Source organism: Halobellus ordinarius (assembly GCF_031823395.1).
Lineage (GTDB): Archaea > Halobacteriota > Halobacteria > Halobacteriales > Haloferacaceae > Haloquadratum > Haloquadratum ordinarius.
Map to the genome: position 1 here is coordinate 1 of NZ_JAVQKJ010000004.1, position 25,999 is coordinate 25,999.

At 67.3% G+C, this 25,999-nt stretch carries 28 protein-coding genes, 1 tRNA gene and 1 pseudogene; 15 read left to right on the top strand and 15 right to left on the bottom strand.

All coding sequences use genetic code 11. The features are described 5' to 3' along the window. The first annotated feature begins 364 nt into the window (after positions 1–364). Entirely contained in the window at positions 365–1,330 is a 966-nt protein-coding gene (locus RJT48_RS06020) for a CARDB domain-containing protein (RefSeq protein WP_345784733.1), read from the top strand. A 163-nt stretch (positions 1,331–1,493) separates the two neighbouring features. Here the strand turns inward: RJT48_RS06020 and RJT48_RS06025 are convergent. The 4 genes from RJT48_RS06025 to RJT48_RS06040 all read right to left on the bottom strand — a co-directional run bounded on the left by RJT48_RS06025 (position 1,494) and on the right by RJT48_RS06040 (position 2,931). Beyond that, positions 1,494–1,566 (bottom strand) — tRNA-Gln (locus tag RJT48_RS06025). A gap of 73 nt (positions 1,567–1,639) precedes the next feature. Continuing rightward, on the bottom strand, positions 1,640–1,888 hold the full coding sequence (locus RJT48_RS06030) for a hypothetical protein (RefSeq protein ID WP_311171353.1): 249 nt from the start codon (positions 1,886–1,888) through the stop codon (positions 1,640–1,642). Between the two features lie 67 nt (positions 1,889–1,955). Next, complete coding sequence (locus RJT48_RS06035) at positions 1,956–2,408, bottom strand: metal-dependent transcriptional regulator (RefSeq protein WP_311171354.1); 453 nt, start codon at positions 2,406–2,408, stop codon at positions 1,956–1,958. 31 nt (positions 2,409–2,439) lie between these two features. Then, entirely contained in the window at positions 2,440–2,931 is a 492-nt protein-coding gene (locus tag RJT48_RS06040; protein ID WP_311171355.1) for a ferritin-like domain-containing protein, read from the bottom strand. 144 nt (positions 2,932–3,075) lie between these two features. On the opposite strand from RJT48_RS06040, the gene RJT48_RS06045 reads away from it, so the two are divergent. From RJT48_RS06045 to RJT48_RS06065, 5 genes are all read left to right on the top strand, one after another. Next, positions 3,076–3,504, top strand: coding sequence for a DUF5791 family protein (locus RJT48_RS06045; RefSeq protein ID WP_311171356.1), 429 nt, complete (start codon positions 3,076–3,078; stop codon positions 3,502–3,504). Then, positions 3,501–4,475, top strand: coding sequence for an NAD-dependent epimerase/dehydratase family protein (locus RJT48_RS06050; RefSeq protein WP_311171357.1), 975 nt, complete (start codon positions 3,501–3,503; stop codon positions 4,473–4,475). The genes RJT48_RS06045 and RJT48_RS06050 overlap by 4 nt, the downstream gene beginning before the upstream one ends. A 165-nt stretch (positions 4,476–4,640) precedes the next feature. Further along, complete coding sequence (locus RJT48_RS06055) at positions 4,641–4,985, top strand: HalOD1 output domain-containing protein (protein WP_311171358.1); 345 nt, start codon at positions 4,641–4,643, stop codon at positions 4,983–4,985. A 215-nt stretch (positions 4,986–5,200) separates the two neighbouring features. Further along, positions 5,201–6,394, top strand: coding sequence for a DHH family phosphoesterase (locus tag RJT48_RS06060; RefSeq protein ID WP_311171359.1), 1,194 nt, complete (start codon positions 5,201–5,203; stop codon positions 6,392–6,394). Between the two features lie 79 nt (positions 6,395–6,473). Continuing rightward, positions 6,474–7,568, top strand: coding sequence for an aldo/keto reductase (locus RJT48_RS06065; RefSeq protein ID WP_311171361.1), 1,095 nt, complete (start codon positions 6,474–6,476; stop codon positions 7,566–7,568). 2 nt (positions 7,569–7,570) lie between these two features. Here the strand turns inward: RJT48_RS06065 and RJT48_RS06070 are convergent, their stop codons facing one another. Further along, complete coding sequence (locus RJT48_RS06070) at positions 7,571–7,741, bottom strand: HVO_0758 family zinc finger protein (protein ID WP_311171362.1); 171 nt, start codon at positions 7,739–7,741, stop codon at positions 7,571–7,573. Positions 7,742–7,973: 232 nt separating this feature from the next. Here RJT48_RS06070 and RJT48_RS06075 point away from each other — a divergent pair, with 232 nt between their 5' ends. From RJT48_RS06075 to RJT48_RS06090, 4 genes are all read left to right on the top strand, one after another. Then, positions 7,974–9,101 carry an MFS transporter gene (locus RJT48_RS06075; RefSeq protein WP_311171451.1) on the top strand — a complete coding sequence of 376 codons (1,128 nt, stop codon included), beginning with the start codon at positions 7,974–7,976 and terminating at the stop codon, positions 9,099–9,101. A 52-nt stretch (positions 9,102–9,153) separates the two neighbouring features. After that, entirely contained in the window at positions 9,154–10,287 is a 1,134-nt protein-coding gene (locus RJT48_RS06080; RefSeq protein WP_311171363.1) for a glycosyltransferase family protein, read from the top strand. Between the two features lie 157 nt (positions 10,288–10,444). Next, positions 10,445–10,954: a DUF7109 family protein gene (locus RJT48_RS06085; RefSeq protein WP_311171452.1), complete on the top strand. Its 510-nt coding sequence runs from the start codon at positions 10,445–10,447 to the stop codon at positions 10,952–10,954. Between the two features lie 130 nt (positions 10,955–11,084). Next, positions 11,085–11,684 carry an NUDIX hydrolase gene (locus tag RJT48_RS06090; RefSeq protein ID WP_311171364.1) on the top strand — a complete coding sequence of 200 codons (600 nt, stop codon included), beginning with the start codon at positions 11,085–11,087 and terminating at the stop codon, positions 11,682–11,684. 21 nt (positions 11,685–11,705) lie between these two features. On the opposite strand, the pseudogene RJT48_RS06095 reads toward RJT48_RS06090, so the two are convergent. From RJT48_RS06095 to trpC, 6 genes and pseudogenes are all read right to left on the bottom strand, one after another. After that, positions 11,706–12,131: pseudogene (locus RJT48_RS06095) on the bottom strand (Hsp20/alpha crystallin family protein); the annotation flags it as partial. Beyond that, positions 12,128–12,286: a DUF7559 family protein gene (locus RJT48_RS06100; protein ID WP_311171365.1), complete on the bottom strand. Its 159-nt coding sequence runs from the start codon at positions 12,284–12,286 to the stop codon at positions 12,128–12,130. The pseudogene RJT48_RS06095 and the gene RJT48_RS06100, both read right to left, overlap by 4 nt. A 115-nt stretch (positions 12,287–12,401) precedes the next feature. Then, the gene (locus RJT48_RS06105; protein ID WP_311171366.1) at positions 12,402–13,196 is read right to left on the bottom strand and encodes a 2-amino-3,7-dideoxy-D-threo-hept-6-ulosonate synthase; all 795 of its coding nucleotides are present in this window, start codon (positions 13,194–13,196) and stop codon (positions 12,402–12,404) included. A 27-nt stretch (positions 13,197–13,223) separates the two neighbouring features. Beyond that, complete coding sequence (trpA, locus tag RJT48_RS06110; protein WP_311171367.1) at positions 13,224–14,219, bottom strand: tryptophan synthase subunit alpha; 996 nt, start codon at positions 14,217–14,219, stop codon at positions 13,224–13,226. 1 nt (position 14,220) lies between these two features. Further along, positions 14,221–15,519 carry a tryptophan synthase subunit beta gene (gene trpB / locus RJT48_RS06115; RefSeq protein ID WP_311171368.1) on the bottom strand — a complete coding sequence of 433 codons (1,299 nt, stop codon included), beginning with the start codon at positions 15,517–15,519 and terminating at the stop codon, positions 14,221–14,223. Further along, on the bottom strand, positions 15,516–16,427 hold the full coding sequence (trpC, locus tag RJT48_RS06120; protein ID WP_311171369.1) for an indole-3-glycerol phosphate synthase: 912 nt from the start codon (positions 16,425–16,427) through the stop codon (positions 15,516–15,518). The genes trpB and trpC overlap by 4 nt, the downstream gene beginning before the upstream one ends. Before the next feature lie 148 nt (positions 16,428–16,575). On the opposite strand from trpC, the gene RJT48_RS06125 reads away from it, so the two are divergent. Together RJT48_RS06125 and RJT48_RS06130 are read left to right on the top strand one after the other, a co-directional pair. After that, entirely contained in the window at positions 16,576–17,346 is a 771-nt protein-coding gene (locus RJT48_RS06125) for a pirin family protein (RefSeq protein WP_311171370.1), read from the top strand. 89 nt (positions 17,347–17,435) lie between these two features. After that, a complete protein-coding gene (locus tag RJT48_RS06130) occupies positions 17,436–17,888 on the top strand; it encodes an MGMT family protein (protein WP_311171371.1) in 453 nt (150 codons plus the stop codon). Positions 17,889–17,948: 60 nt separating this feature from the next. Here the strand turns inward: RJT48_RS06130 and RJT48_RS06135 are convergent, their stop codons facing one another. The 3 genes from RJT48_RS06135 to lonB are packed head-to-tail and all read right to left on the bottom strand — an operon-like array spanning position 17,949 to position 21,614. Then, positions 17,949–18,278 carry a hypothetical protein gene (locus RJT48_RS06135; protein ID WP_311171372.1) on the bottom strand — a complete coding sequence of 110 codons (330 nt, stop codon included), beginning with the start codon at positions 18,276–18,278 and terminating at the stop codon, positions 17,949–17,951. A gap of 51 nt (positions 18,279–18,329) precedes the next feature. After that, positions 18,330–19,433 carry a CPBP family intramembrane glutamic endopeptidase gene (locus tag RJT48_RS06140; RefSeq protein ID WP_311171373.1) on the bottom strand — a complete coding sequence of 368 codons (1,104 nt, stop codon included), beginning with the start codon at positions 19,431–19,433 and terminating at the stop codon, positions 18,330–18,332. A 6-nt stretch (positions 19,434–19,439) separates the two neighbouring features. Beyond that, a complete protein-coding gene (lonB, locus tag RJT48_RS06145) occupies positions 19,440–21,614 on the bottom strand; it encodes an ATP-dependent protease LonB (RefSeq protein WP_311171374.1) in 2,175 nt (724 codons plus the stop codon). A 166-nt stretch (positions 21,615–21,780) separates the two neighbouring features. Between lonB and RJT48_RS06150 the strand changes: the two genes are divergently transcribed. Continuing rightward, positions 21,781–22,314, top strand: coding sequence for a nicotinamide-nucleotide adenylyltransferase (locus RJT48_RS06150; protein ID WP_311171376.1), 534 nt, complete (start codon positions 21,781–21,783; stop codon positions 22,312–22,314). 60 nt (positions 22,315–22,374) lie between these two features. Next, positions 22,375–23,220 (top strand): SAM hydrolase/SAM-dependent halogenase family protein, encoded by an 846-nt coding sequence (locus tag RJT48_RS06155; RefSeq protein WP_311171378.1) that lies wholly within the window; start codon positions 22,375–22,377, stop codon positions 23,218–23,220. Between the two features lie 67 nt (positions 23,221–23,287). Here the strand turns inward: RJT48_RS06155 and thsA are convergent, their stop codons facing one another. After that, positions 23,288–24,856 carry a thermosome subunit alpha gene (gene thsA / locus RJT48_RS06160; protein ID WP_311171379.1) on the bottom strand — a complete coding sequence of 523 codons (1,569 nt, stop codon included), beginning with the start codon at positions 24,854–24,856 and terminating at the stop codon, positions 23,288–23,290. Positions 24,857–25,111: 255 nt separating this feature from the next. Here thsA and RJT48_RS06165 point away from each other — a divergent pair, with 255 nt between their 5' ends. Then, positions 25,112–25,948: an amidohydrolase family protein gene (locus tag RJT48_RS06165; protein WP_311171380.1), complete on the top strand. Its 837-nt coding sequence runs from the start codon at positions 25,112–25,114 to the stop codon at positions 25,946–25,948. The last annotated feature ends 51 nt before the right edge of the window (positions 25,949–25,999 follow it).

Consider the following 25,999-nt stretch of genomic DNA (forward strand, 5'->3'; position numbering starts at 1 on the left):
AGACGACGAGGATGCAGAGGAGGATGAGAATGAAGAAGAAGACGCAGATGACGCGAATGAGAATGAAAACGAGGAGGAAGCAACTGCTACCCCAACACCAGCGCCGACTGCAACCCCAACTCGGACACCAACGCCAACACCAACCGCCACTGCAACGCCAACCGCAACTCAGTCACCAACTCCGACCAGGACGCCAACACCGACGGTCACCCCCACTGCAACGCCAACCGCAACTCAGTCGCCAACCCCCACCGCGACGCCAACGGCGACTGCTACACCGACCGCGACCCCAACCGTAACTCAGTCACCAACTCCGACTGCTACATCGACCGCGACGCCAACACCGATCATCATCCCGGCTGCAATGCCGACCGTAACTCAGTCGCCAACTCCCACCGCGACGCCAACGGCGACTGCTACACCGACCGCGACCCCAACCGTATCTCAGTCACCAACTCCGACTGCTACATCGACCGCAACTCGGTCACCGACGGCAACCGGTACCCCGACAACAAGGCCGGCGTCTACGACCGACACCGCAACTTCGCGATACATAGCGACCGCTCCCGCGACGACCGCAGCACCGACGACTACCGCCGCTGAACCGAGGTTCAATATAATCGGGGCGACGCTCAATAACACGGAGATCACCGCAGGGGAGAGTGTACAGATGGCGCTACGGGTCGAGAACGCCGGCGAGCAGGACGGGACGTTCCAGGCAGATCTGACGATAAACTCCGAGACGGTCGACTCGAGGTCAGTCGTCGTCGGGGCGGGTGAGACCAGGACAATAGTATACGAGCCTCGACTCGATGAACCGGGCGAGTACGATATCGCCGTCGCGGACACGTCACTGGGTACGCTGACCGTGACGGCCGCAAGCGACGACAGAACAGTTACAGCCGGGGCCGGCGACGACGCCGACGAAACCGGACCTATCGAGGTCACCGATGCCACAGCGCCGGCCGATTGGATCAAGAAAGGCTACCAGACCACCGTGAGAGCGACGGTCGTGAACACGGCAAACCGGACGGCGAACCGGACTCTTGCAGTGACTGTCGACGGCCAACCGGTCGCAACGGAGACCGTGACGCTCCGACCCAAGGAGCGCGACGTGGTGGTTATCGAATTCGAGGCCGTCGACGGGACAGTCTCGGTTGCGGGCGTTGACGCGGGACGGATTGCTGTCAGTACGAGGACCAGTGACGTGGGAACGGAAACTGACACCCCCGCGAAGGATGCCTGGCTGGGGTTCGAACACGGCATCGCCGTGCTTGTCGCGTTTGTTATGATTTTCGCTAGTGTCGCCGTTTTATCGAGCGAGGGGTAACGGCGCGGAGTGGTCGTGCAACGAACGTCCCAGATACGGGATAGAGCGTCGCCAGTCCGTGCGAAGGGGACGACTCTAGCTCGAAACCGCGTGATGGCCGTTCTCCACTCACGCCGTTGTGCTTGCCGTCAGATACAGTTGAACGGTCGAACGTCTGAAGGAATAGTCCCGGGCGGATTCGAACCGCCGTCATAGGCTCCAAAGGCCCATATGATTGGCCACTACACCACGGGACTGCACGCGATACTCACGTCGCAATCTTTGAAAACCCATCGGGTCGTCGCCGACGCCGGGCGCAACCTCCTCCCGCTATCCGGCCGATTGTTCGGTGCGTTCGGGCTGTCGACGGTCGTCCACGCCCTCGTCAGGTTCGTGTTCGTCCGCTCTGAACTCGACCGAGTACCCGCCGCACTCCGGGCAGACGTGGTACTGGACCTCGAAAGTCGCCCCGCAGCCCTGACAGGCGTACGGTGTCGTTCGGCCGCTCGATGCCGATCGGTCGCGGGGCCCCAGTCCCGCGAACGACAGCAGTCGATCGATCGCTGCTTTCCCATCCATACGGGGTCCCTCCGGCGCGAGGGTCTTGAAAATGTGGGCTTTCGGTTCGCGGTCCCGGTCGGGCAACTCAGTCTGCGCGCTGCTCTCCGGTCTCGGTGCCCTCGGCCGCGACCTCGAGGTGGCAGCAGGCGTCCGTCTCCGGATCGAAACAGTCCGGACAGTCCGCGTTCCGGTCGATGATGGTGTCGAGTCGTTCGGCGACCAGATCGTCGATGACCGGTTCGAGATCGCTCGCTTCCGCGCGGAACTCGTCGACCGAAAGGACGTTCGCGAGGAACCGCTCGATGATACAGTACGTCTGCAGCGCGTCCCGGGCGCGGACGATGCCCTCGTCGGTGAGGGTCACGCCCTTGTACTTCTCGTGTTCGGCGAGCCCCCGGGATTCGAGTTTGCCGATCATCTCGTTTGCACTCGCCGGACTCACGCCGAGACGGTCGGCGAGCGACCCCGTCGACGCCGGGCCGTTCTCCATCTCCTGGAGGAGGTAGATCGCTTTGACGTACTGGTCGGCCGTGTTCATCGCGTCCCTCCGTGGGGTGTCGTGTGTCGTCTCATGACCGGTTTTCCATAACTTTCGTGACCTCCTCGACGCCCTCGGCCTCCTCCTCGCGGATCTCGACGAGGACGTCGATGAGGTGGTCGCGGTCGATGCCGAACGTCACATCGGAGGCCCGGAGCGCGCCGATGAGATCGTCGTAGAACTTGTAGGCGGTCTCCTCGTTACAGAGCTGATCGTAGAGGATGTCGTCGAAGTCGTCCGGTTCGGTCCCGCCGTACTGCGCCTCGACGAGCGCCTCGATCTCCTCGAACGGGATGCTCTCGGCGTCGAGATCCGCGATGAGCGCTTCGAGCCGTTCGCGGTGGTCGGCGGACTCCTCGGCGGCCGCTTCGAGCAGCGCCTCGATCTCGGAGTCGAGCGCCGGCTCTTCGAGCGACTGGTAGTGGTGATACGAGCGCGCCTCGACCACCTCCTCTAAGACGATCCCGATCTGGAGGAGTCGCGCGAGCTGGTGGTCGGAGTCGACGCGGTGGCCGACGCTCACGGCCGCACCTCCCGGCGTACGGCCGATTCACGGAGCATACTCGATCGGTGGGTGTTGAGCGACTTAAGCGGTTCCCCTTCGGGGACCGCCGCAGTTCCCTCCCGCTTCGGAAACCGTTTTGCCGCCGCGGTGTCGAAAGCGGGTATGCTCTACGACGCGGCAGAGGATCCGGCGACGCTTTCGCCGACGGCGCTTCGCGAGGCCTACGAGGCGCGACTCAGGGACATCGTGACTGATCACGGCACCGAAACCGTCGCTGCGGAATCAGGCGTCGATCCCGCAGACCTCGAATCACTCCTGGATGGGCCGGTCCCGGATCTCTCCGTCACCGACGCCGCGGCCGTTCTCGCGCTCGACGACGACCGGGACGCCGAGACGATCGTTCTGGAACTCCGCGATCACTTGCTTTTGGCGATGACCACCGGCGTCGTCGACGTCGACACCCTCGCATCCAACGTGGACCTCGACCGATCGGGCCAAGAACTCCAGCAGGCGATCGAGGGGCGGACCGAGATGACCCTGGAAACCCTCGCGGCGATCCGGCAGTTCCTCGCCGCGCGGAACGATCGATGAGCGGTGACGTTTCGGGGTCGACGGGCGATCTGGCGGAACAGGGAAGCGACCCGGCGCAGTCGAAGCGCGTCGTCATCGTCGGCTGCGGCTACGTGGGGCTCGAACTCGGCCGCCAACTGACTGCGGCGGGCCACGAGGTGACGGGCGTCCGCCGCTCCGACGCAGGACTTTCGACCGTCACCGAGGCCGGCCTCGACGCCTGCCGGGCGGACGCGACCGACCCCGAGAGCCTGACGGCGCTGCCGGACGCCGACTGGGTGGTCTTCGCCGCCAGCTCCGGCGGCCACGGCGCCGAGGCGGCCCGGGAGGTCTACGTCGACGGCCTCCGGAACACCATCGCGGCGTACGCCGACCGACCGTCGCCCCCCGAGCGGCTCGTCTACACCTCCTCGACCGGCGTCTACGGCGACCACGACGGCGACGTCGTCGACGAGGAGACGCCGATCGAGCCGACGACCGAGAAGACGCGCGTCCTCGCGGAAGCCGAACGGGTCGCCCGCGAGGACGCCGGCGACGCCGGCATCGACGGCACAGTCGCCCGCTTCGCGGGGCTGTACGGCCCCGACCGCTACCGGCTCGGCCGGTACATCGAGGGGCCGGTCACCGAGGGCTATCTGAATATGGTCCACCGCGACGACGCCGCCGGGGCGATCAGCTTCCTCCTGAACGACGATCAGGCGCGCGACGACGTCGTCCTCGTCGTCGACGACGAACCGGTCGACAAGTGGGAATTCGCCGACTGGCTGGCGGCCGAGTGTGAGGTGCCGGAGCCGCCGAAGCGGACGATCGACGAACGGCTCGCGGATCCGGACCTCTCGGCTGCTGCGCGTCGTCGGCTGCAGACGAGCAAGCGCTGTTCGAACGACCGACTGCGCGCGCTCGGCTACGAGTTCGCGTATCCGACCTACCGGGAGGGCTACCGCGACGCGATTGACGCATACCGATCCGGAGCCGATCCTGCCGAGATCTGAGCGCTCACTTCCGCACTGGGACGCCTCCGAGAGGACGTCACAGCTGGAGGGCGTCATAGAAAGGCGACCACACCGAAAACAGGAATCACTCAACTCAGAGTAGCGACGTTGTGTCACTCATATTCTCACAACAATGTTATAGCGGAGTGAGGGTTGCAGTATAGTATGAAAAATAGGGGTGAACTACTCATCTATCGTGGATGTATACCGGTCGTCGATGCAGAATACGACGTCCAGAGTGACAGCTCTGCTACGGAGGCGATCATCTGGGCTGTGGCGGACGCCGTCGGTGTTGATCCGACTGCTCTCCCCCCGCTGTTCGATTACGTTGACCCGGACGCCCTCAACGCGCTGTTTGCCCGCCGTGACAAAGGTACGGGGGGAGGCACTATCCTCAGCTTTCAGATAGACACGTGGAACGTGTTCGTCCGATCCGATGGTCGCATCCGCATCTGTGATGGGACCCAACCAACCGATCCGGAACCGGTCTTCGAGTCCACCATCGCCTAACACGGTTTCTCTGCGGTCAGTGCTGCTGGCTCGTTCACATATCCACTTGCGAATGCTTCCAACCCGTTCTCCGGTGAAACCACCTACGTTGTGAATAGTTCACTCATATCTTTCCCCGAGGGTGCCGTTCTCAGCCCGATGGGCGCCAAAAAATGTCGTTGTGTGGGCGACAAAACGAGGGAATCTTCTTGAGGGTGCACCCGGACGGGGGAGGTATGGAGGTTTCCCGCGCCGCCGTCGACGCGCTCGTGGGGCCGGACCTGCTCGATCGCGCGTGGTCGTTCTTCGTCGCGTATCCGGCGGTCGCTGTCGCGCTCCTCGTCGGACTCCTCGCGCTCGTGGTCGGCGTCTACGCCATCCGGCGGTTCGAGCGGCCGCAGGGGACGCGGTTTCTCGAACAGGTCGCCGACCTCGACGAGGTCGCCGTCCTCCTGCATCCGAACCCGGATCCGGACGCAATGGCGACGGGCGTCGGCATCGCGAATCTCGCCGAGCAGGTCGACACCGACGCCCGCGTGCAGTATGCGGGGCAGGTCAGACACCAGGAGAACCGCGCGTTCGAGACGGTACTGGATCTCGATATCGAACAGATCGACCACGTCAGTGACCTCGCAGCCGAACACGTCGTTCTGGTCGATCACAACGAACCGCGGGGGTTCGCGGGCGCCGACAGCGTGCTCCCCTGTGCCGTCGTCGATCACCACCCAGGCGACGGAACCGGTGAGCTGTTCACCGACGTCCGCACCGACTACGGAGCCGCCTCCAGCATCGTCGCCGAATACTTCGACGACGTGGGCGCGGTGCCGGTCCCGCCGGCCAGACACGAAAGCGAGGTCGACGCGACGTACACCGTCCCTACGACCGTCGCGACGGGACTGCTCTACGGGGTTCTGACCGACACGAAGCGGCTCACTTCGGGCTGTTCGGCCGCTGATTTCGCCGCCGCGGGCTACCTGTACCCCGGTGTCGACGAGGAACGGCTCGATCGGATCGCCAACCCGGAGGTGTCGACGGAGGTACTGGAGCTCAAAGCGCGGGCGATTGCCGGCCGCGACGTCCGCGGGCCCTTCGCCGTCAGCGATGTCGGGCGGATCTCCAACGCCGATGCAGTCCCCCAGGCGGCGGAAGAACTCGCCCAGTTGGAAGGCGTCACCGCGGTCATCGTCCTGGGCGAACGCGACGGCACCCTCCATCTCTCGGGGCGGTCGCGGGACGATCGGGTCCACATGGGCCGGACGCTGGAGTCGGCCGTCTCGGCACTCCGTGACGCATCCGCCGGCGGCCACGCGCGGATGGGCGGGGGACAACTTCCGCTGGAGAGGGGATCGATCGTAGTGGGACCGGAAGAGACGATCACCCGGGACGACTTCGTCGACCAGTTGTTCGAGTCGATGTCGGGCGAACTCTAGGCCTCGCTACCGGCCGTGGAGACCGAAGCCTCGACTCCACAGTCGACGCCCGTTTATCCGCGGGGAGCGAATCGGGAGTATGGCGACCAGTCAGGGGACGTGGGCTTACCGCGATCGGTTCGGCGACGCGTTCGCGCGGACCTACTTCCGCCGGTTCGGGCCGGGCGTCGCGTCCAGCGTGGGGATCGGCACGTATCTCGGCGATCCGACAGCGACGGTCGACGAGGGGTACCGGGCGGCGATCACCGAGGCGCTGGAGTCGGGAGTCAACCTCGTCGATACGGCAGTCAATTACCGGTGCGGCCGGAGCGAACGCGTCGTCGGCGAGGCTCTGGACGCGGCCGACGTCGACCGCGAGAGCGTCGTCGTCGCGACCAAAGGGGGCTTTCTGCCCTTCGACGGCGAGCGGCCCGCCGACCCGGCCGCGTACGTCCGCGAGGAGTTCCTCCAGCCAGGCCTGCTCGCGCCAGAGGACCTCGCGCGCGGCAGCCACGCGATCACGCCCGGATTTCTCGATCAGATGTTGGATCGGTCGCTGTCGGCCCTCGGCGTCGAAACCGTCGACTGCTACTACGTCCACAACCCCGAGACCCAGTTGCAGACACGGAGCCGCGAGGCGGTCTACGACCAGCTCGAATCGGCGTTCGAGACGCTGGAACGGCGGCGCGCCGCGGGCGATGTCGGGATCTACGGCGTCGCGACCTGGGACGCGTTCCGGGTGCCGCGGGACCACGACGCCTACCTGTCACTTCCCGAAGTTGTCGATCGCGCCGCGGCCGCCGCCGAGTCAGTGGGCGCCGACGATCCTGGGCTGGGGGCGATCCAGTTGCCGTTCAACGTGCGGATGGCCGACGCGTACACCGTCGACGCACACCGGCACCCGACCGAGGAGCGGGACGTGAGCGCGCTCGAATACGCGCAGGCGGCCGGACTGGACGTGGTCGCGAGCGCGACGCTCGCACAGGGAGAGCTGGCAGCCGGGATCCCGCCCGGCGTCGACGCGGAGTTGCGGGGAGAGACAGCGGCACAGCGCGCGATCAACTTCGCCCGGAGCGCCCCGGGCGTCACCGCCGCGCTCGTGGGGACCAGTTCGCCCGCGCACGTCCCCGAGAACGTCGCCGCCGGGACGTTCGAGCCGTTGGGGGCGCGGGCGTTCGACGCCGTCTTCGAATAGCCTCACCTGAGTTCCTTCCACTCGCGGTCGCACTCGGGACAGTGCCTGACCGTGTAGACTTCGTCGGGATCGTTTTTCGTCCCCAACGTCTCGCCGCACGGAGAGCAGCTCAACCGTCCGTACATATCCTTCTCCAACTCCCCCTCTCGAAGTCCCTTCCGCGTCGACTTCATAACATCCCGAACGTCGTAGGCGCGGAATATAAAGATCAGTATATACCGCTCCGGAGTGCCGCGGCACTGCAGACAGCGGCGCCCGGGTCGAGGGCGGTCCGGAATCGAGCGGCGCCCGGGTCGAGGGCGATTGGGAACAGAGCGGCGCCCGCGCGGAGATCACAACTGTTGAAACCGCAGCCGCGGAAGTGAGGTCGTGTCCCGGCGCCGGCTCTTCAGCACGCTCTGTGCGATGATCTTCCTGGTCAACCTCGCGAGGGTGATCTTCGCGCCGCTTTTGAGCGAGTTCGTCGCGGTGTTCGGGATCGGCGAGGGGACCGCAGGGTTGATCGCCACGCTCGCGTGGCTCGGTAGCGCGCTCCCGCGGCTCCCCACCGGCTGGGTGCTGACGTGGGTCCCGCGGGAGCGCGTGGTCCTCGTCGCCGGGACGGTCCTCACGATCGCCGCCGTCGTGACCGCGAGTGCGACCTCGGTCGTGTTAGTCGGCACCGGCGCGCTCCTGATGGGACTTTCATCGGGGGTGTACTTCGTCGCGGCCAACCCCCTCGTGAGCGAACTCTACCCGGAACGTGTCGGCTGGGCACTCGGCACCCACGGGATGGTCAGTCAGGTCGCCGCCGTCATTGCCGCGCCCTTCGTCACACTCGTTTTGGCGCTGTTTTTCGACTGGCGGATCGTTTTCGTCTGCATCGCGGCCGTCGCTGCCGTCGTCACCGTCGTCCTGTTCTTCGTCGCGCGAGCGACGGACATCCCCCACGCGGGGACTGACGACCGGGATCTGATCGGGGCAATCCGCGCACAATGGCGGGTCGTCCTGCTCGGCGTCGCCGTGATCGGCACAACCGGGTTCGTCTGGCAGGGCCTTTTCAACTTCTACGAACTGTATATGGGCACGAAAGGCCTCGGCGGCGCGACCTCACGGAACCTCCTGACGGTGATTTTCGCGGCCGGCGTCCCCGCCTTCTTCGTCTCGGGGCGGCTCGTCGACCAGCTCCCGCGGGTTCCGTACATCATCGGGATTGTCGCCGCGTTCGTCGTCAGCGTCCTCGCGTTGACGGCGGCCAGCGGGTTCGTTCCGATCCTCCTCCTCACGGGGATAATCGGCTACGTCGTTCACAGCCTGTTTCCCGCGATCGACACGTATCTGCTGGATACGCTTCCCGACGATTCGCGTGCGAGTGCGTACGCGTGGTACTCGGCCGGAATGATGGCCGTCCAGGCGACCGGCGCCTCGGCAGTCGGGAATCTCCGGGAGGCAGGACTCGCATACGACGCGATCTTCGTCGGCCTCGCGCTGGGCCTCGGTGGCGTGGTCGTCGGACTCACGACCCTCCAGCGGGCGGGACGAATCCCGCAGTAGGGGGTCGCCGCAACCCGCGCGCTTTTCCTCGTCCCGTCCTGAGAGAGGTTCGATGGAGTACGTTCAAGCCCGGGTGGCGACGCTCCACGACTTCGCCGACCCGCTCCCGCCGGCGCCGACAGGTCACACGGCGGTCGTCGTGCCGATGACCGAGCGCGAACACGGGCGGCAGGCCGCCGACCGGGTGTTCCGGACCCTCGAACGGCTGGCGCCCGCCCGCGTGGTTGTTCCGCTACGAGCGCCGGCCGAGCGAGTCTCCCGGATCCACGAGTGGCTCTCGACGTACGATCTCACGCTCGATCTCCTGTGGTGCGACGGACCGCGCGTGGGTGATCTGCTGGCCGACGCGGGGCTGGACGGCGACCGCGGGAAGGGCCGCGACGTATGGCTGGGGCTCGGTCCCGCGACCGAAGAGGAGTTCGTCGTCGTTCACGACGCCGATACGACGACCTACGACGAGTCGTTCGTCCGCCGGCTCCTGTTTCCACTCACACGTGGCTATGCGTTTTCGAAAGGATACTACGCCCGTGTGGAGGACGACCGCCTCTACGGTCGGCTCTTCCGGCTCTTCTACGTCCCGCTCGTTCGAGCGCTCCTCGGCGGAACGCCCCATCCCTACCTCCGGTATCTCGACGCCTTCCGCTACGCGCTCGCGGGAGAGTTCGCTGCCACGGCCGACACGGCCCGCCGGATCCAGGCGCCCCGAAAGTGGGGACTGGAGGTCGGGACGCTCGGTGACGCGTTCGACGTCGCCGGCTTCGACGCCACCGCACAGGTCGACCTCGGCACGTACGAGCACGACCACCGCGCGGTCGACGGGTCGGCCGGCCTCTCGGAGATGAGCCGGTCGGTCGGCGAGACGCTCCTGCGGAGCGTCGTCGAGCGCGGCGTCGACGTCGATTTCGACACACTCCCCGAACGCTACCGGGACACTGCGACGACGCTTGTCGACCAGTACGCCCTGGACGCCGGGTTCAACGGAATGGAATTCGATCGCGAGCACGAGCGCGAGCAGGTCAAGCGGTACGCGGCAGCCGTGCAGGAACCGACCAGCCCCGACGACCGACTGCCGGCGTGGGCCGATGCGCCGGTCACGGCGGAAGCCGTCACTGACGCCGCGACGGCAGACGTCGAGGCCGTCGTCGACGCCACGCAGGCGGAAGCACCCGGACAGGACGATGACTGATGGCGAGACTGGGCCGTCGGCGAGGAGCGAGGAGGCGGGCGACGAGGACCCCACCGACGCCGACGACGCGGATGCAGTCGCCAATGACGCCGACGATGTGGATTCAATTGCTAATGACGCCGACGACGCCGATTCAGTTGCCAATGACGTCGAGGATGTGGATTCAGTCGCCAATGACGCCGACGATGTTGATTCAGTCGCCAATGACGCCGACGAACTGGCCGGCATCGTCGACCTCTTCGGGGCGCTCACGCCAGGGGAACTCGAACAGGCGATCGAAGAACTGGCGTTCAAGCGGGGCCAGGAAGTCGACGCCGAGTCGGTCACCGACGCGATCGAAGACGCCGTCGCTGCATACGCCCTCGTTCGCTACGACGATGGGAACCCGCTTTTGGCGCCCGGCCCGGTCGCGTTCCCCACGCTGCCGGCGAACGCGGAGGATCTGCCACACATTCTCGATATTCCGACGCGTGACGTCGATCGCGAGGCGGCCGGCCGCGCGGTCGCCGAACGGCTCCGGACCGACGCCGCCCGCGCCGTCGACGCGGGCGACGAGGGAACGATCCATCGGCTCCTCGATGTGACCTACGACGTGGAGGTGTGGAGCGGCGCCGTCGCCGTCGACGACGTTCGCGACCGTCTCGACGACGCGCTCGACGCGGAGTAAGCGCGGGAGCGGTCCCGGTCGCGGTGGAGCCATCCGTCTATTTTGGAACCGTCGGCGTCCGATCGGCGGTATTCTTCACGGATCTTCAGCCGACAGTATAAGCCCTCTCGGGTCGTAACCGGTGACGAGTATGGATCTCTCGGGGGTGTCGACGCACACGCCGGATGCTGTCGAGGACGCGGGCCAGGAGGCAGCAGTGCTCGCACCGGTGCTCTACCGCGACGGCGATGCGCACATCCTGTTTACGAAGCGTGCGGACCATCTCGGGGAACATCCCGGACAGATGAGTTTCCCGGGCGGGTCACGCGAGCCTGAGGACGAGGGTCTCGTGTCGACTGCGCTGCGGGAGGCCGACGAGGAGATCGGACTGCGATCCGAGGAGGCGACCGTCGTCGGCCGCCTCGACGACATCCTGACGGTGACGGACTACTCCGTGCGGCCGTTCGTCGGGCGTGTGCCCGACCGCTCGTACGACCCCGACGAACGCGAGGTGGCCGAGGTCGTCGCGCTGTCGGTCGCGGAGCTGACCGATCCGGCGAACTACGAATCCGAACGCCGCGAACACCCCGAGTACGACGCCCGACGCATCCACTTCTTCCACGTCGGCGACTACACGGTCTGGGGCGCGACCGGTGTGATGCTCGTCCAGTTGCTCGAACTCACGACCGACTGGACGATGCCGCCGGAACCCGACCGCGAGGTCGATCCCGACGCCGAACTGCCCGTGTAGCGGCGGGGACTGTTACTCCGCTTCGGACTCGGCGTCGACTTTGGGAATCCGAACCTGCAGCGTGCCGGACTCCGTGACTGTCGCGGTCGCGCCGTCGGGATCGACCGGAGCGCCCGCCGGCAGCGGCGCGACGCCGTCCAGCGAGAGCCCACGGCCGGGGAGACGCATCTCGAAGCCCTCGTGGAAGTCGCGGAAGCGGTCGATCCGAACCCGGACCTCCCGATCCTCGAAGCGGACCTGCACGTCCTTCCCGCGGACGCCCGGGGCGTCGAATACGACGAGGAAGGCATCGTCGCTTTCGAGCAGGTCGTACGGGAGCGGCTTTCGTTCTTGCACGCGGGCGACCGCTCGGCCGACGCGTTCGAGGGCGTTCTCGGCGAGTTCCTCACCCAGTTCCCGGAGCCGATCCGGCCCATCGAGGTCGTCGGGCGTCTCGAACCCGCTCATAGTTCGATCGCCTCCAGGGGAGCGCTCTCGCGACAGTACGGGCAGACGAAGTCGGCGACGCCGACCTCCTCGGGCATATCGTAGGTGTAGTGCAGCTCGAACATATCGAGTTCACACTCGTCGTCGGTACACCGAACTTCGAGCGTCGTAGGCATATCCGACGGTTGGCCCGCCACGGGCATAAGCGCGCGGGCTTGTGGACAGACGCCTCCGGATGGCGACGGGAACAATTGGAGCGCGTCCGGACGGCAACGGAAAGAACCGGAGTCGCTACGCTTCGAGGCCGAGTCCGGCAGCCTCGACGGCCTCGCCGGCTGATGCGTCGTCGTGGATGATCGCGCTGACCGCGCGGGTGATCGCTTCGGGATCGTCGTGCTGGAAGATCGAGCGTCCCATCGAAACACCGGCCGCGCCGGCGTTCATTGCGCCGCGAACCATCTCCGCGGTCTCGCGGTCGGTCCCGCGGCTGCCGCCGGCGATGACAACCGGCAGTCGCGTCGCCGCACAGACACGCTCGAAGGAGTCGGGATCGCCGGAGTAGGCGGTCTTGACGACGTCGGCGCCGAGTTCCTCGGCGATGCGGACGGCGTGGGCGAGGCTCTCTGCGTCGTGTTCGTCGACCCCGGGGCCGCGCGCGTAGCTCATCGCCAAGACGGGAATCCCGAGCCGGTGGGCGGTCTCGGTGAGGTCGCCGAGTTCGGTCAGCTGCTCCGGCTCGTGGTCGCTGCCGACGTTGATGTGGAAGGAGACGGCGTCGGCGCCGACGCGCAGCGCCTCCTCGACGCTGCCGGTCTTGCGCTTGTCGTTCGAGTCGGGACCGATCGCGGTCGAGCCGTTGAGGTGAACGATGTATCCCTTGCCGTTCTTGTTGCCGTGTACGCGCGGCGCGACGCCCTTCTGCGTGAGGACGGCGTCTGCACCGCCGCGCGTGATCGCGTCGACGGTCGATTCGAGGTCGACGAGCCCTTTGACGGGCCCGAGTGTGATACCGTGGTCCATCGGGACGATGAGGTATCGCCCTGCTGTCGAGATCCGGTCGAGTCGCGCGGAACGTCCTGTGTTCATCGTGTGTGAGACTGTGGCAACCGTCGGTTATTTGCCTTCCGCTTGGGGCACGCGTTGTTCGTACCCGCGGAGCGCACCCTCCTTGAGTTCGTGTGCCTTCGCTTCCAGCCTGTCAGCGACTGTCTCGGCCGAATCGCCCGATTCGGCGCCTTCGGCGACGATGTCGACGAGCGCGCTGCCGACGATGATCCCGTCGGCGCCGCCGGCGACGATCCGTTCGGCGTGTTCCCCGCGCTTGATCCCGAAGCCGACCGCCTTCGGGACGTCGTAGTCGGCGATGCGGGCGAGGCTCTCTTCGGTCTGGCCGGAGACGTCGTCTTTCGCGCCCGTCACGCCCAGTCGGGCCTGGACGTACACGTACCCGGACACCTGCGACATAATCCGATCGAGGCGCTCGCCGCGGGTCGTCGGCGCGACGATGAACACCAGGTCCAGGCCGAACTCGTCGCAGGCCTCCCGCAGGGGGTCCGCCTCCTCGGCGGGGAGGTCGGGGACGACGAACCCAGAGAGCCCGACCTCGGCGGCGCGCTCGACGAACGCCCGGGGACCGGGGCTCGCGGCGTCGCCGCTCGCGTCCGAGGCGCCCTGCGCCTCGCTTTCCCCGTACTGGTAGATGAGGTTGTAGTACGTCATACAGACCAGCGGGACGTCGACGTCGAGGTCCTCGACGAACGCGAAGAAGCGATCGGGCGTCATCCCGCCCTCCAGCGCCCTGACGATGGCGCCCTGGATCGTCGGCCCCTCCGCGATGGGTTCCGAGAAGGGGAGGCCGAGTTCGATGACGTCTGCGCCGCCGCGGGCGAGCGCCTCGACGTATTCGAGCGAGGACTCGTAGTCCGGGTCGCCGGCTGCGAGGTACGGGATGAACGCCGGTCCGTCGGCGAACGCGGCTTCGAGGTCCGAGTCGCGGGCGGCAGCGTCGGCGGCTTCGCCGCCGTCGGTCCTCAGTCCGTCCGCGTCGTCGCGGCTGCCGTCGGCCCCCGTTCCGTCGGTGTCGCTGGCGGTGTCGGTCGCGTCGCCCATCTCAGATCCCCCCCGAGAACTCCGCGAGCGAGGGCGCGGCGTCGATGTCCCGCTTTTCGGTCTCCTCGATGACGGTTTCGAGGTCCTTGTCGCCGCGGCCGGAGACGTTCACGAGCACGGTGTCACCCAGGTCTTCGTAGTTCTCTTCGAGGTAGCCGAACGCGTGAGCGGTCTCCAGGGCCGGGATGATTCCCTCCAACTGCGAGAGCCGGTGGAAGGCTTCCAGCGCGCTGTCGTCGTCGACGTTGACCGCGTTGACGCGCCCGTCGTCGACGAGTTGCGCGAGCTCCGGGCCGACGCCGGCGTAGTCGAGGCCGGCTGAGACGCTGTGGCTCTCCATAATCTGGCCGTCGCTGTCCTGCAGGAGCTTCGTCCGCGCGCCGTGGAGGACGCCCTCCTCGCCGGTCGACAGCGACGCGGAGTTCGGCGCGACGCCGGCTTCCTCGTCGACGTCGAGGGTCGATCCGCCCGCTTCGACGGCGTAGAGGGCAACACCGGCGTCGTCTCGCGGCTCGTCGCCGCGCGATTCGTCCGCGGAACGCCGTTCCGCGTCGTCGACGAAGTGCGCGAAGGTCCCCATCGTGTTCGAGCCGCCGCCGGCGCACGCGAGGACGGAATCCGGCAGCCCGCCCGTCTTCTCGCGGAGTTGGCGGCGCGCCTCCTCGGAGATGACCGCCTGGAAGTCCCGGACCATCGCCGGGAAGGGGTGCGGACCGACGATCGAGCCGATGACGTAGTGGGTGTCCTCGACGTTCGTCGCCCAGTCGCGCATCGTCTCGGAGATGGCCTCCTTCAGCGTGCCGCGGCCGGTCGTGACGGGGTTCACCGCCGAGCCGTTGAGCCGCATCCGGAAGACGTTGGGCCGCTGGCGGTTGATGTCGCGTTCGCCCATATAGATCTCACACGGCATTCCCAGGTGCGCCGCCGCCATCGCCGTCGCAGTGCCGTGCTGGCCCGCGCCGGTCTCGGCGACGATCCGCTCTTTACCCATATACTTCGCCAGCAGGACCTGGCCGAGCGCGTTGTTGAGCTTGTGGGCGCCGCCGTGGAGCAGGTCTTCCCGCTTCAGGTAGATGTCCCGACCGTACCGCTCGGAGAGCCGACCCGCGTACTGCGTCGGCGTCGGTCGCCCGCCGAAGTCCCGCAGTCGCTCGCGGAACTCGTCCATAAAGCCGTCCTCGTTTGCCAGTACGTAGCGCTGGTAGGCGTCCGTCAGCTCCTCGATCGCCGGCATCAGCGCCTCGGGAACGTACTGTCCGCCGTACTTGCCGAATTTGCCGTCCGCGTATTGCTGTGTCATCGTGAGTCGGAATCCGTGTTCGTCGGTGTCGTATCTGTCGGCTCTTCGCTCTTATGTGCCGCGCCTGTCGGCGCTCCCTGCACCGACTCCCGGTCCGTCGGCGCTCCCTGCATCGATTCCCGGTCCGGCGGTTCGGCGTCGACAGCCGTGAACCGCTCGGTGTTGGCTCGCACGTCGCCGTCCATAATCGCCGTCCCGATCAGGAGCGCGTCGGCGCCGGCCGCCCGCATCCGCCGCACGTCGTCGACGGTCGTGATCCCGCTTTCGGCCAGGAGCGTCACGTCGTCGGGGACGTGCGGTGCGATCCGCTCGAACGTCCCGAGATCGACTTCCAGTTGGCCCAGGTCCCGGTTGTTGACGCCGATGATCTCCGCGCCGACGTCGAGGGCCTGTTCCAGTTCCGCGCGAGTGTGAACCTCAACGAGCGGCTGGAAGCCCCGCGCTTTCGCCGCTTCGTACAGCGTCGCGAGCGAGTCGGTCCCCTCCTCGTCGAGGAAGCGAACGATGAGAAGCAGCAGATCCGACGCGACGGCGTCCAGTTGCGCCTCGCGGACGACGAAATCCTTCCGGAGAACGGGCACGTCGACGGCCTCGCGGATCCGCTGGAGCCTCGCCGTCGAGCCCCCGAAGTGTTCGGGTTCGGTCAGCACCGACAGCGCCGTCGCGCCGCCGTCGACCATCCCGCGGGCGAGTTCGACCGGGTCGTCCGTCCGTTCGCCCTCCGTCGTCGGGCTGGTCGGCTTGACCTCGGCGACGACCGGTACCCGCCCCGACGCCTCCGCGGCTGCGACCGCCGCGGGGAACGACCGGGCGTCGACGGCGAGTCGGTCCCCGCCGCCGGACCGCTCCCGGGCCGACTCGAGGATCGACCTGACTGCCGGCGCAAGTTTGTCCTCACTAGCGTTCATCTATGTGCATTAACGGACTCTTCTGCACATAAGGCTTGCGCGTCGCCGGCGTTCGCCACCGGCCCCGCCACCAGCGACACGGGACCGTCCCGACACGACGGCTCCCGACCGGGGAATCCATAAAGCCACAGAGCACGTGCTTTTGGGAATGAACGAGTCGGCTGCGACCGGCGAGGCGCCCGGGATCCACACGGCGCCCCGGACGGACGTCTCACAGAACCAGGGCGAATTCAGGATCCACTTCAACTTCCCCGGGCGAGCGCTCCCGGGCCACGAGGACCACGGCTACGGCCCGCTGGCGACGGTCGTGGAGTCGTTTATGGACCCCGGCACGCTGATTCGGATGCACCAGCACAGAAACGAGGAGATCGTCTCCTGGGTCCCGGAGGGGGTGATGCGCCACGACGACCGCCAGGGCAACGAACTCGTCACGGATCCCGAACACCTGCTGGTGATGAACGCGGGCAGCGGCTTCTGGCACGCCGAGGAGACGCTGGCCGACGATCCGCCGCTGCGGATGCTCCAGATCTTCGTCCGCCCACACAGCCTCGATCTCGACCCCGGCATCCAACACGAGCAGCTCCCCGACGTGGCCCCAAACGAGTGGCGGCACCTCTTCGGCCCCGCCGGCAGCGATGCGCCGCTGTCCGTCCGCAACGCCGTACACTGCCACGACTGTCGGCTCAACGGCGGAGCGACCGTCACGTTGCCTACCCGTTCCGGCTGGGATACCTACCTCTACGTGTTCGATGGCGCGGTCACGATCGGGGACGAGGCGGCCGAGGTCGGCTACACCGAGAGCGCGCTGGTGACCGGCGACGGCGAAGTCCCGGTGACCGCGAGAGAGGATTCCATCCTCGTCGCGTTCGCCATCGACCCCGACGCGCCGATCACGCGGCAGGGGACGATCGGCCGGTAGGCCATCGGGTACCACGGTCGTCGAGCGTCAAGACCGGCCTCCATTCCCGGACCGTCAAGGTTCAAGGCCGTCGGCCGCGGAACGCGACTATGGACGACGGCGTCTTCGCCCGCGAGTCGGACCGCCTGGATCGATCCGTCGAGATCGGCATCGTCGGCGGCCGCGTCATCGGCGTGTCGTTCCCGACGACGCTCCCGGACGACGCCGAGACGGCCCATCCGCTGCTCGATCGCGTCTTCGCGTACCTCGACGGCGAGTCGGACCACTTCGACGACGTCGAGATCGGCCTGACGGTTCCCAGAGACCACCGTCGCGTCCTGGAGGCGACGCGCAACGTCCCCTACGGCGAGACGGTGACGGTCGAGCGCGTCGTCCGGATGGCTGGCCTCGATCCCGACGAAGCCGGCGACGTCGAGACCGCACGTGAGGCTCTCTCGGAGAATCCGGTGCCGCTTTTCGTGCCGGACCACCGCGTCCGCGACGCGCCCGGCGGTGAACCGGCAGCCGTCGCGGAACGACTGCGCGGGATCGAATCCGGGTGAGCGGCCCGACTGGCGGTCGACGGCGGCCTCGCGGAGTACGGGTGGAGGCCGCTCTCCCGCTCACTGCCGTCGCAGGAGAAAGTAGCCGAGGAACCCGAGGACGAACAGCCCCGTCGACGCCACCGACACGGTTTCGAAGCCCGGGACGAGTGCGAGCAACTGTGTCACGCCCGCGAGCACGAACGCGGCAGCGGTTCCGATTACGATGCGCTCGTCGTCCGACAGGGAGCGGTTCGTGTACACGACGTACCCGAAGAAGCCGACAACGGCGGCGAAGCCGAGGTCAGCGGCGGTCTGGACCACCGGATTTCCCGTGATAATCGACGCCGCGAGCAGCGCCAGGTAGCCGACGAGCACCGACTGCAGGATCGTCCGCGAGCGCCTGTCCATACCGACTTCGCGTCCCCCGCGGGCAAAAGTGTGAGCCCGCGACAGCCGCGGTCAGTCCGCCTCGGGCGGCCACTCGACCCCGAGCCCCTCGTGGACGAGAAACTCCAGGGCGTTCACCAGGTAGTGGGCGACGGCGACGACGAGCAGGCTCCCGGTGACGATATACCCCGCCGCGAGAACGAAACCGAGCGCGCCGGTCACCACCACGCCGAGTCGACCCTGCGCGCCGTGGCCGAGCGCGAACGCGCCGGAGGAGAGGACCGCAAGGAGCCACGGCGACACCTCGAACCCGGCCGCCATAACGCCAATGAGCGCTCCGCGGAAGAGCAGTTCCTCGAAGCCGGCGATGATGGGCAGGACGACCAAAAGCAGCGTCGCCCACCCGAGCGGCGTCTCCGGTGCGAGCGCACGTCGCAGTCGCTCCCCGCCGCCGAGGTCGAACTGCGCGCCGAGAGCAGCGCCGGCCTCGTTAGCAGCGTAGAGTGCGACCCCGAACACGGCGCCGAGGGCGATTGCTTCCGGACCTATCGTGTCCGGCGTCACGCCGAACGCCCACGCCGGGATCTCGGCGTACCACGCCCCCGCCAGCAGCAACACCCCGAACAGTCCCTGCGAGAGTGCGACGTTCGCCAGGAGCGCCCCCGTCGAGAGGTCCGGGGGCCCCCGCGCGAGTTCTGGCGTCGCCGGCGGGGAGTCCGCATCGGCCGGCAGCGGACCAGGTCCCACGTCCGGCGCCTCGGCTCTCTCTGCCGACGTCGAGCGGGATTCCGGGATCGGTCCCCGAACCGCACCGGCGTGGTCGGAAACGGGATCGTCGTCGTGATGGCTCGTGCCGTTGACGTCGTCGTGATGGCTCGTGCCGTTGACGTCGTCGTGACGGCCTGCTCCGGCGACATCGTGGTGGTCTGCTCCGCCGGCGTCGTGGGCGGCGATCGGCTGATCGCCGGAAGAGATCCCTGACTCCTCGTCGGAAGAGATCCCTGACTCCTCGTCGGAAGAGGCCCCTGACTCCTCGTCGGAAGAGGCCCCTGACTCCTCGTCGAGAGAGACCGCCGGCTCGTCGTCTGGAATCGCGCCACGAGACGCGTACGACAGCAAGAGCAGGCCCGTGGTGACGACGAACGCGAAACCGGCGAACGTCGCCCACGCGGGCATCGAAGATTACTGCGGGCTCGGGCTGGACGGGCCGGAGACGGCCTCGCCCTGCGAGAGCGCCGAGCCGGTGATGCTCTTGAGGCGGGCGACCAGCGAGTCCTTCTCGGCCTCGCCTTCGAGGGCGATGTCGAGGACCTCGCTGATGTGCGAAACCGGAATGATCTCGACCATCTCCTCGTACTCGTCTTCGATCATCACGTCCTGCATATTCGCCGCGGGGATGATGACCCGGGTGCAGCCGGATTTGGCGGCCGCTTCGATCTTGTGCGTGACGCCGCCGACCGGGAGCACGTCGCCGCGGACGGAGAGACTCCCCGTCATCGCGAGCGACTGATCGACGCCGACGCCTTCGAGCGCGGAGATCACGGCCGTCGCGACCGTGATCGACGCCGAGTCGCCGTCGACGCCCTGCTGGCCCGTCTGGACGAACTGGATGTGGATGTCCTTCTCGGAGATGTTCTCGTCGGAGAACTTCTTGATGATCGCCGAGACGTTCGAGACGGCCTCCTGGGCCATCTCCTTGAGCTGCCCGGTCGCGATGACCTCACCGGGGCCCTGCGAGGGCGTGACCTCGGCCATCACCGGGAGCATAATCCCGGAGTCTTCGCCCATCACGGCGAGCCCGTTGACGCGGCCGACCTCGTAGCCTTCCGAGACCTGCAGTTCGTAGTCCTTCCGGCGTTCGATGTAGTCGTCGGCGAGCTGCTGTTCGATCGAGCGGCTGCGGCCCTTCGCCTGTAGCACGTGATCGCGCGTGACGAAGTCGGCGTCCTCCGATCGGGCGATGTCGCCCGCGACCCGGACGAGGCCACCCAGATTCCGAAGCTTCAGGGTCAGGTGGCCCTTGCGGCCCGCCCGGCGCCGCGCTTCGAGGATGACCTCCTCGATCGCTTCCGCGGAGTACTCGGGCAGGCGGCCGTCCTTGCTGACCTCCTGGGCCACGAAGCGGGCGTACTTCCGGCGCATCTCGGGGGTGTCCTCGATGGTGTCGTCCATATACACCTCGTACCCGTAGCCCTTGATCCGCGAGCGCAGGGCCGGGTGCATGTTCTCCATCGCGTCGAGGTTCCCGGCGGCGATCATAATGAAGTCCGTCGGGACCGGTTCCGTCTGGACCATCGCGCCGGAGGAGCGCTCGGACTGGCCGGTGATGTGGAACTCGCCCTCCTGGATCGCGGTCATCAGGTGCTGCTGGCTGCGGATGTCGAGCGTGTTGATCTCGTCGATGAACAGCACGCCCTTGTTCGCCTTGTGGATCGCGCCGGGTTCGACGCGGTCGTGACTCGGCGTCTCCATCCCGCCGGACTGGAACGGGTCGTGGCGGACGTCGCCGAGCAGTGCGCCGGCGTGGGCGCCCGTCGCGTCCTCGAAGGGCGCAGTCGTCGTGTCGGCGTTGTTGACGATGAGGTTCGGCACCATCGCGTCGCCGCCGCGGGAGCCGTAGCGGAAGGCGAGGTAGATGACGCCGGCCGCGAGGATGCCGAGCAGGATCTGCCCGGCGATGATGAAGGAGTAGCCGATGACGATGGCGATGATGATCCACATCAGGAAAGAGCGCATCTGGTTGCGCTTGCGGGCCTCCTCCTTGTGGGCCTCGACGATCTGGTCGCCCTTTCCGGCGGGCACGGTCCGCACCTTGGGGTTGTTGCCGTCGTCGGGGTTGTGATAGACGAGGACGTCCTGGAGTTCTTCCGGCGGCAGGAGTTCGGACATCGCCTTCGCGAGCATCGACTTGCCCGTCCCGGGCGAGCCGATCATCATCACGTGCCGCCGCTGCTTTGCGGCTTTCATTACGACGTCGCGAGCGTGTTCCTGCCCGATGACCTGGTCGACGAGCCGGTCCGGCACGTCGATCTCCTCGGTCGAGTCGATCTTGAGGCCGCCGAGGAGGTCGTCCTCGTCGACGTCGTCCGCCACTTCCGCGTCGACCTCGACGTCGCTGCCGAGGTCGTCGATCGTCCCCTCGGTATCGTCAGGGGCCTCGTCTCGACCCTCGGGAGGTCGACCGTGCTCGTCCGGCGCGGGACCGCGCTCCTCGGGACCCAGCGGGTCCTCCGGCGGGCCGCTGACTCCGTTGTTCGCCCCGCCCGTGTGGTCGGACGGCGGCGAGTCGGGCGCCTCGTCGGTGACGCCGTCCCCCTCGTCGGGGGCGTTCTCGTCGGCTTCCGTGTCGTTACTCATAGAATGATTCGCTATTGATAACGACGGTCGGGCGACTGATATACTTTCTCCTCACGTGCACCCTATGCGCTACGGTGAAAAAGCCCGTACAAGCCGTTAAAGGCGGTATTCTGTGGACTTGAACGGTCTCGCGGAATTTATAAACGATGGGGGCGAGAGACGACGTATGCGGGGGTTCTACATCGGCCGGTTCCAGCCCTATCATAACGGGCACCACCGGATGGTCGAGGAGATCGCAAGCGAGGTCGACGAACTGGTGCTCGGCATCGGGTCGGCGGGCGACTCCCACACCCCCCGGAACCCGTTTACGGCCGGCGAGCGCGTGATGATGGTGACGAAGTCCGTCGTCGATCTGGACATCACCACCTACGCGGTCCCGATCGAGGACCTCGAGCGCAACTCGGTGTGGGTGAGCCACGTCCAGAGTATGTCGCCGGCCTTCGACGTCGCGTACTCGAACAACCCGCTCGTCATCCAGCTGTTCTCCGAGGCGGGCGTCGAGGTCCGGCAGTCGCCGATGTTCAACCGCGACGTCCTGGAGGGCGCGGAACTCCGCGAGCGGATGATCCGCGGCGGCGACTGGGAGAGTCTCGTCCCCCAGCCCGTCGTCGACGTGGTCGACGAGATCGACGGCATCGAGCGGATCCAGCGCGTCAGCGACACCGACGCCACCGGCGACGAGAGCGACGACCCCGAGTGAGGCAGCGACGACGGCCACGCAACAGAGCGCGTAAGTGGCCGAACGGCGTACGACGGCCCGATGATCACCCTCGCCTCCGACTTCGGCTCCCCGTACCCCGCAGCGATGAAAGGGGTCATCCTCCAGCGGACCGACGCCCGACTCGTCGACGTCGCCCACGATTTCCCCCGGCAGGACGTGCGAGCAGCGGCCTTCTGGTGTCGCGAGATCCTCCCGTACTTCCCCCCGGCAGTCCATCTCGTCGTCGTCGACCCCGGCGTCGGCACCGACCGTGACGCGCTCGTCGTCCGCGCGGGGCGACACGCGCTCGTCGGCCCCGACAACGGAGTGTTGCTGCCCGCGGCGCGCCGGATCGCGGCGGCGGAAGGCGCCGAGGGCGCGAGCGGCGAAGCGGCCGAAAACACGAGTGAGACAGGCGCCGAGATCCAGTGTTTCGCCTACGAATACGCGGATCCCGCCTCCTCGACGTTCCACGGCCGCGACGTGTTCGCCCCCGCGGCCGCGGCGGTGCACGAGGCCGGCGTCGACGCAATCGAGACGATGGAGGCACTGTCGTCGGTGGAGTCGTTCCCGGCAGAGGCCACCCCGGAGACCGTCGTCGACTGTCAGTTCCCCGATGCGGACGTCAGCGGCGACGGAGCCCGGGGAGAGGTCCTCGTCGTCGACGACTTCGGCAACGCGATCACGAACGTCCCGGGATCGTTCTTGGACGATCGAAGCGGGGAGACAGTCCGGGTGAACGGGACAGCAGCGACGGTCGCGCGGGCGTTCGCGGCGGTCCCGACCGGCTCCCGGCTCGTGACAGTCGGGAGTCACGGCTACGTCGAGTGCGACGTAAACCAGGGGCGCGGCGACGAGGCGTTCGACCTCGCGGCCGGCGATAGCGTCCAGATCGACGCAAAATAGCGGCGGGGCGGAAACTGGCCGGCCGTAGGCGCGGTCGGCGTCAGGCCGGCTGTAGGCGCGGTCGGCGTCAGTTCGCGGCGATGACGTCGTCGATGCGGATGACCATCGTCGCGGCCTCACTGGCGCCAGTGACGGCGTCGCGCTTCACCGCCGCGGGATCGAACACCCTGGCATCGATCGGATCTCCGATCTCGCCAGTCCGGCCGGTCGCGATGACGCCCGCCGCCCCCTCGCTGTCGAAGGTCGAGCGGAGTTCGACGACGGCGTCGATCGGATCCATCCCGGCGTTCGTCGCGAGCGTCCGGGGGAGCGCCTCCACCGCGTCGGCGAACGCCTCGACGGCAAGCTGCTTGCGGCCGTCGATCCCGGCCACGGCCGATCGGAGGTGCTCGGCGATCGCGATCTCGGTCGAGCCGGCCCCGGGCACGACGCCGCCGGACTCGATCGCGGCGACGGTCACGTCGACAGCGTCGTTGATCGCGCGTTCGAGTTCCTCGACGATGTGCTCTGTCCCGCCGCGGAGCAGGATCGTCACAGTCTCGGCGGCGTCACCGCCCTCGACGAAGGTGAGTTCGTCGTCCCCGAACGTTCGGATCGAGATGCGCTCGGCGCGGCCGAAGTCCGACGGGGTCAGGTCGCGCACGTCGCCGAGTTGCCGGGCGCCGGTCGCTCGCGCGACGGCGCTTGCGTCCCCGCTTTTGACACTCTCGAACGCGAGGATACCGTGCTTCGTGAGGTGGTTTGCGACGCGGTCGGAGACCGACTTCGTACAGACCACGACGTCGACGCCGGCGTCGGCAAACGCCGTCGCGTAGCCGCGGAGCTCCTCGTCCTCGGCGTCGATTGCGGCCTCGAGCTGTTCGACCGACGAGATGGTGTACTCCGCGTCGGCCTCGCCCTCGCGGATGTCGAGTTTCGTATCGACGACGGCGACAGTGGCGTCCTCGACGGTCCGCGGCATCCCGTCGTGGAGGCGTTCCTCGTCGACGACGACCCCTTCGACCAGTTCGGTCGACGAGGAGGACGCCCCGGTCTGCGTGTGGATCCGGACGTCGTCGTCGGCGATCGGTTCGCCCGCTTCGTAGACGGCACGAACCGCGCCGACGACGACGTCGGCCAGGACGTCCGCGGCGACGTCACCGGTCCCCTTGCCCGTCATCGACGACTCGGCGACCGCCGCCAGCACCTCGTCGTCGAGTTCGACGTCGAGGGTCTGCTCGGCGATCGCCTCCTGTGCCAGCCCGACTGCCTCGTGGTACCCCTCGACGACCACCGTCGGGTGGATGTCGTCGTCGAGCAGGTCCTCCGCCCGGCGCAGGAGTTCGCCTGTCAACACGGCCGCCGTGGTCGTCCCGTCGCCGACGCTTTCCTCTTGGGTCTCCGCCACCTCGACGATCATCTGCGCGGCGGGGTGCTCGATGTCCATCTCCTGGAGGATCGTCGCCCCGTCGTTGGTGACGACGACGTCCCCCGAGGTGTCGACGAGCATCTTGTCCATCCCGCGCGGACCGAGCGTCGTCCGAACCGCGCTCGCGACGGCTTTGCCAGCCCGGATGTTCGAGTCGCGGGCGTCCCGCCCGCTGGTCCGGTCGCTATCCTCGGAAAGGACGTACAGCGGTTGCATACGTGTCGACATACTTATGATACTCCATAGAGGAATAAGCCAGCGATTCTATAAATATATTTCGGGTTTAACGGCCGAAAGAGCGCCTCTATAGCCATAATTCCGGTTTCTACTCCTGCATAATCTGCGGCTATACCGCCGAAATTTCCGGATACTACCAGCTTCTGTATGGGAAATATGGCCGCCGACGTAGCGCCGGCGGCGGCGGGGGCAATATCCCTCCGACAAGCGCTACTACTATTTGGATCGCCACGACAGTGTTCGACGATGCTCGAACTGAACCACGGGTTCAGGGTCGTCGACCTCCACGCGCGCCTGGAACCGGGCGACGAGGAGGAGGTCGCGACCCGGGGACGGGAGACGACGCCCGAGGCGCTCGAACGGGAACTCCACCAGGCGGGCGTCGTCAGGGCGGTCGTCTCGCCGTCGTCCGGTAGCGCCCCTGCCGGCCAAGGCTATCTGCAGGCTAACAACGCCGTTGCCCGTCTCAGCGTCGACCGCCCGTTTCTGGCGTTCGCGCGGGTCGACGGCCCCCGCGACCCGAGCTCCCGTGCGTCGGCCCGACTGCGGAACCTCGCCGCCTCGCGCGAGCAGCACCACGCCAGTCCCGACGACATCGAGCAGTACGCGTACGACGACCGATTCCACGGCTTCACGCTCGCGCCGGCCGAAGACGGCCTCCCCGACGAGGAAACCCTGGACCGCCTGGAGGACGTCGGCCTCCCGCTCGTCGTCAACGGCGGCCAGTCGTTCCCGCCCTCGGCCGCCGCCGAGACGCTCCTCGATCGGGATCTCCCGATCGTCCTCGGCGGGTTCGGCGGGTATCCGCTGGATCGTGACCTGATGATGGATGCGATGGATCTGCTGGGGCAGTACGACCAGCTGTATCTCGACACCCGAAGCGTCCGGTTCCGGGACGTCCTCGAACGCGCGCTCTTGGAACACCCCGACCGCGTGCTCTTCGGCAGCGGCGCCCCCGAGATCCACCCCAGCGTCGGCGTGATGGAGATCCTCACCCTCGACGTCTCGGAAGACGCGATGCGGCGGGCCTTCTCCGCGAACCCCTCTCGGATCGTGCCCGGGCTGGCACCCGGCGAGACGTAGACCGTCGCAGGGACGATCTCCGCGGGCCGGGACAATCCCCCCGATCCGCTC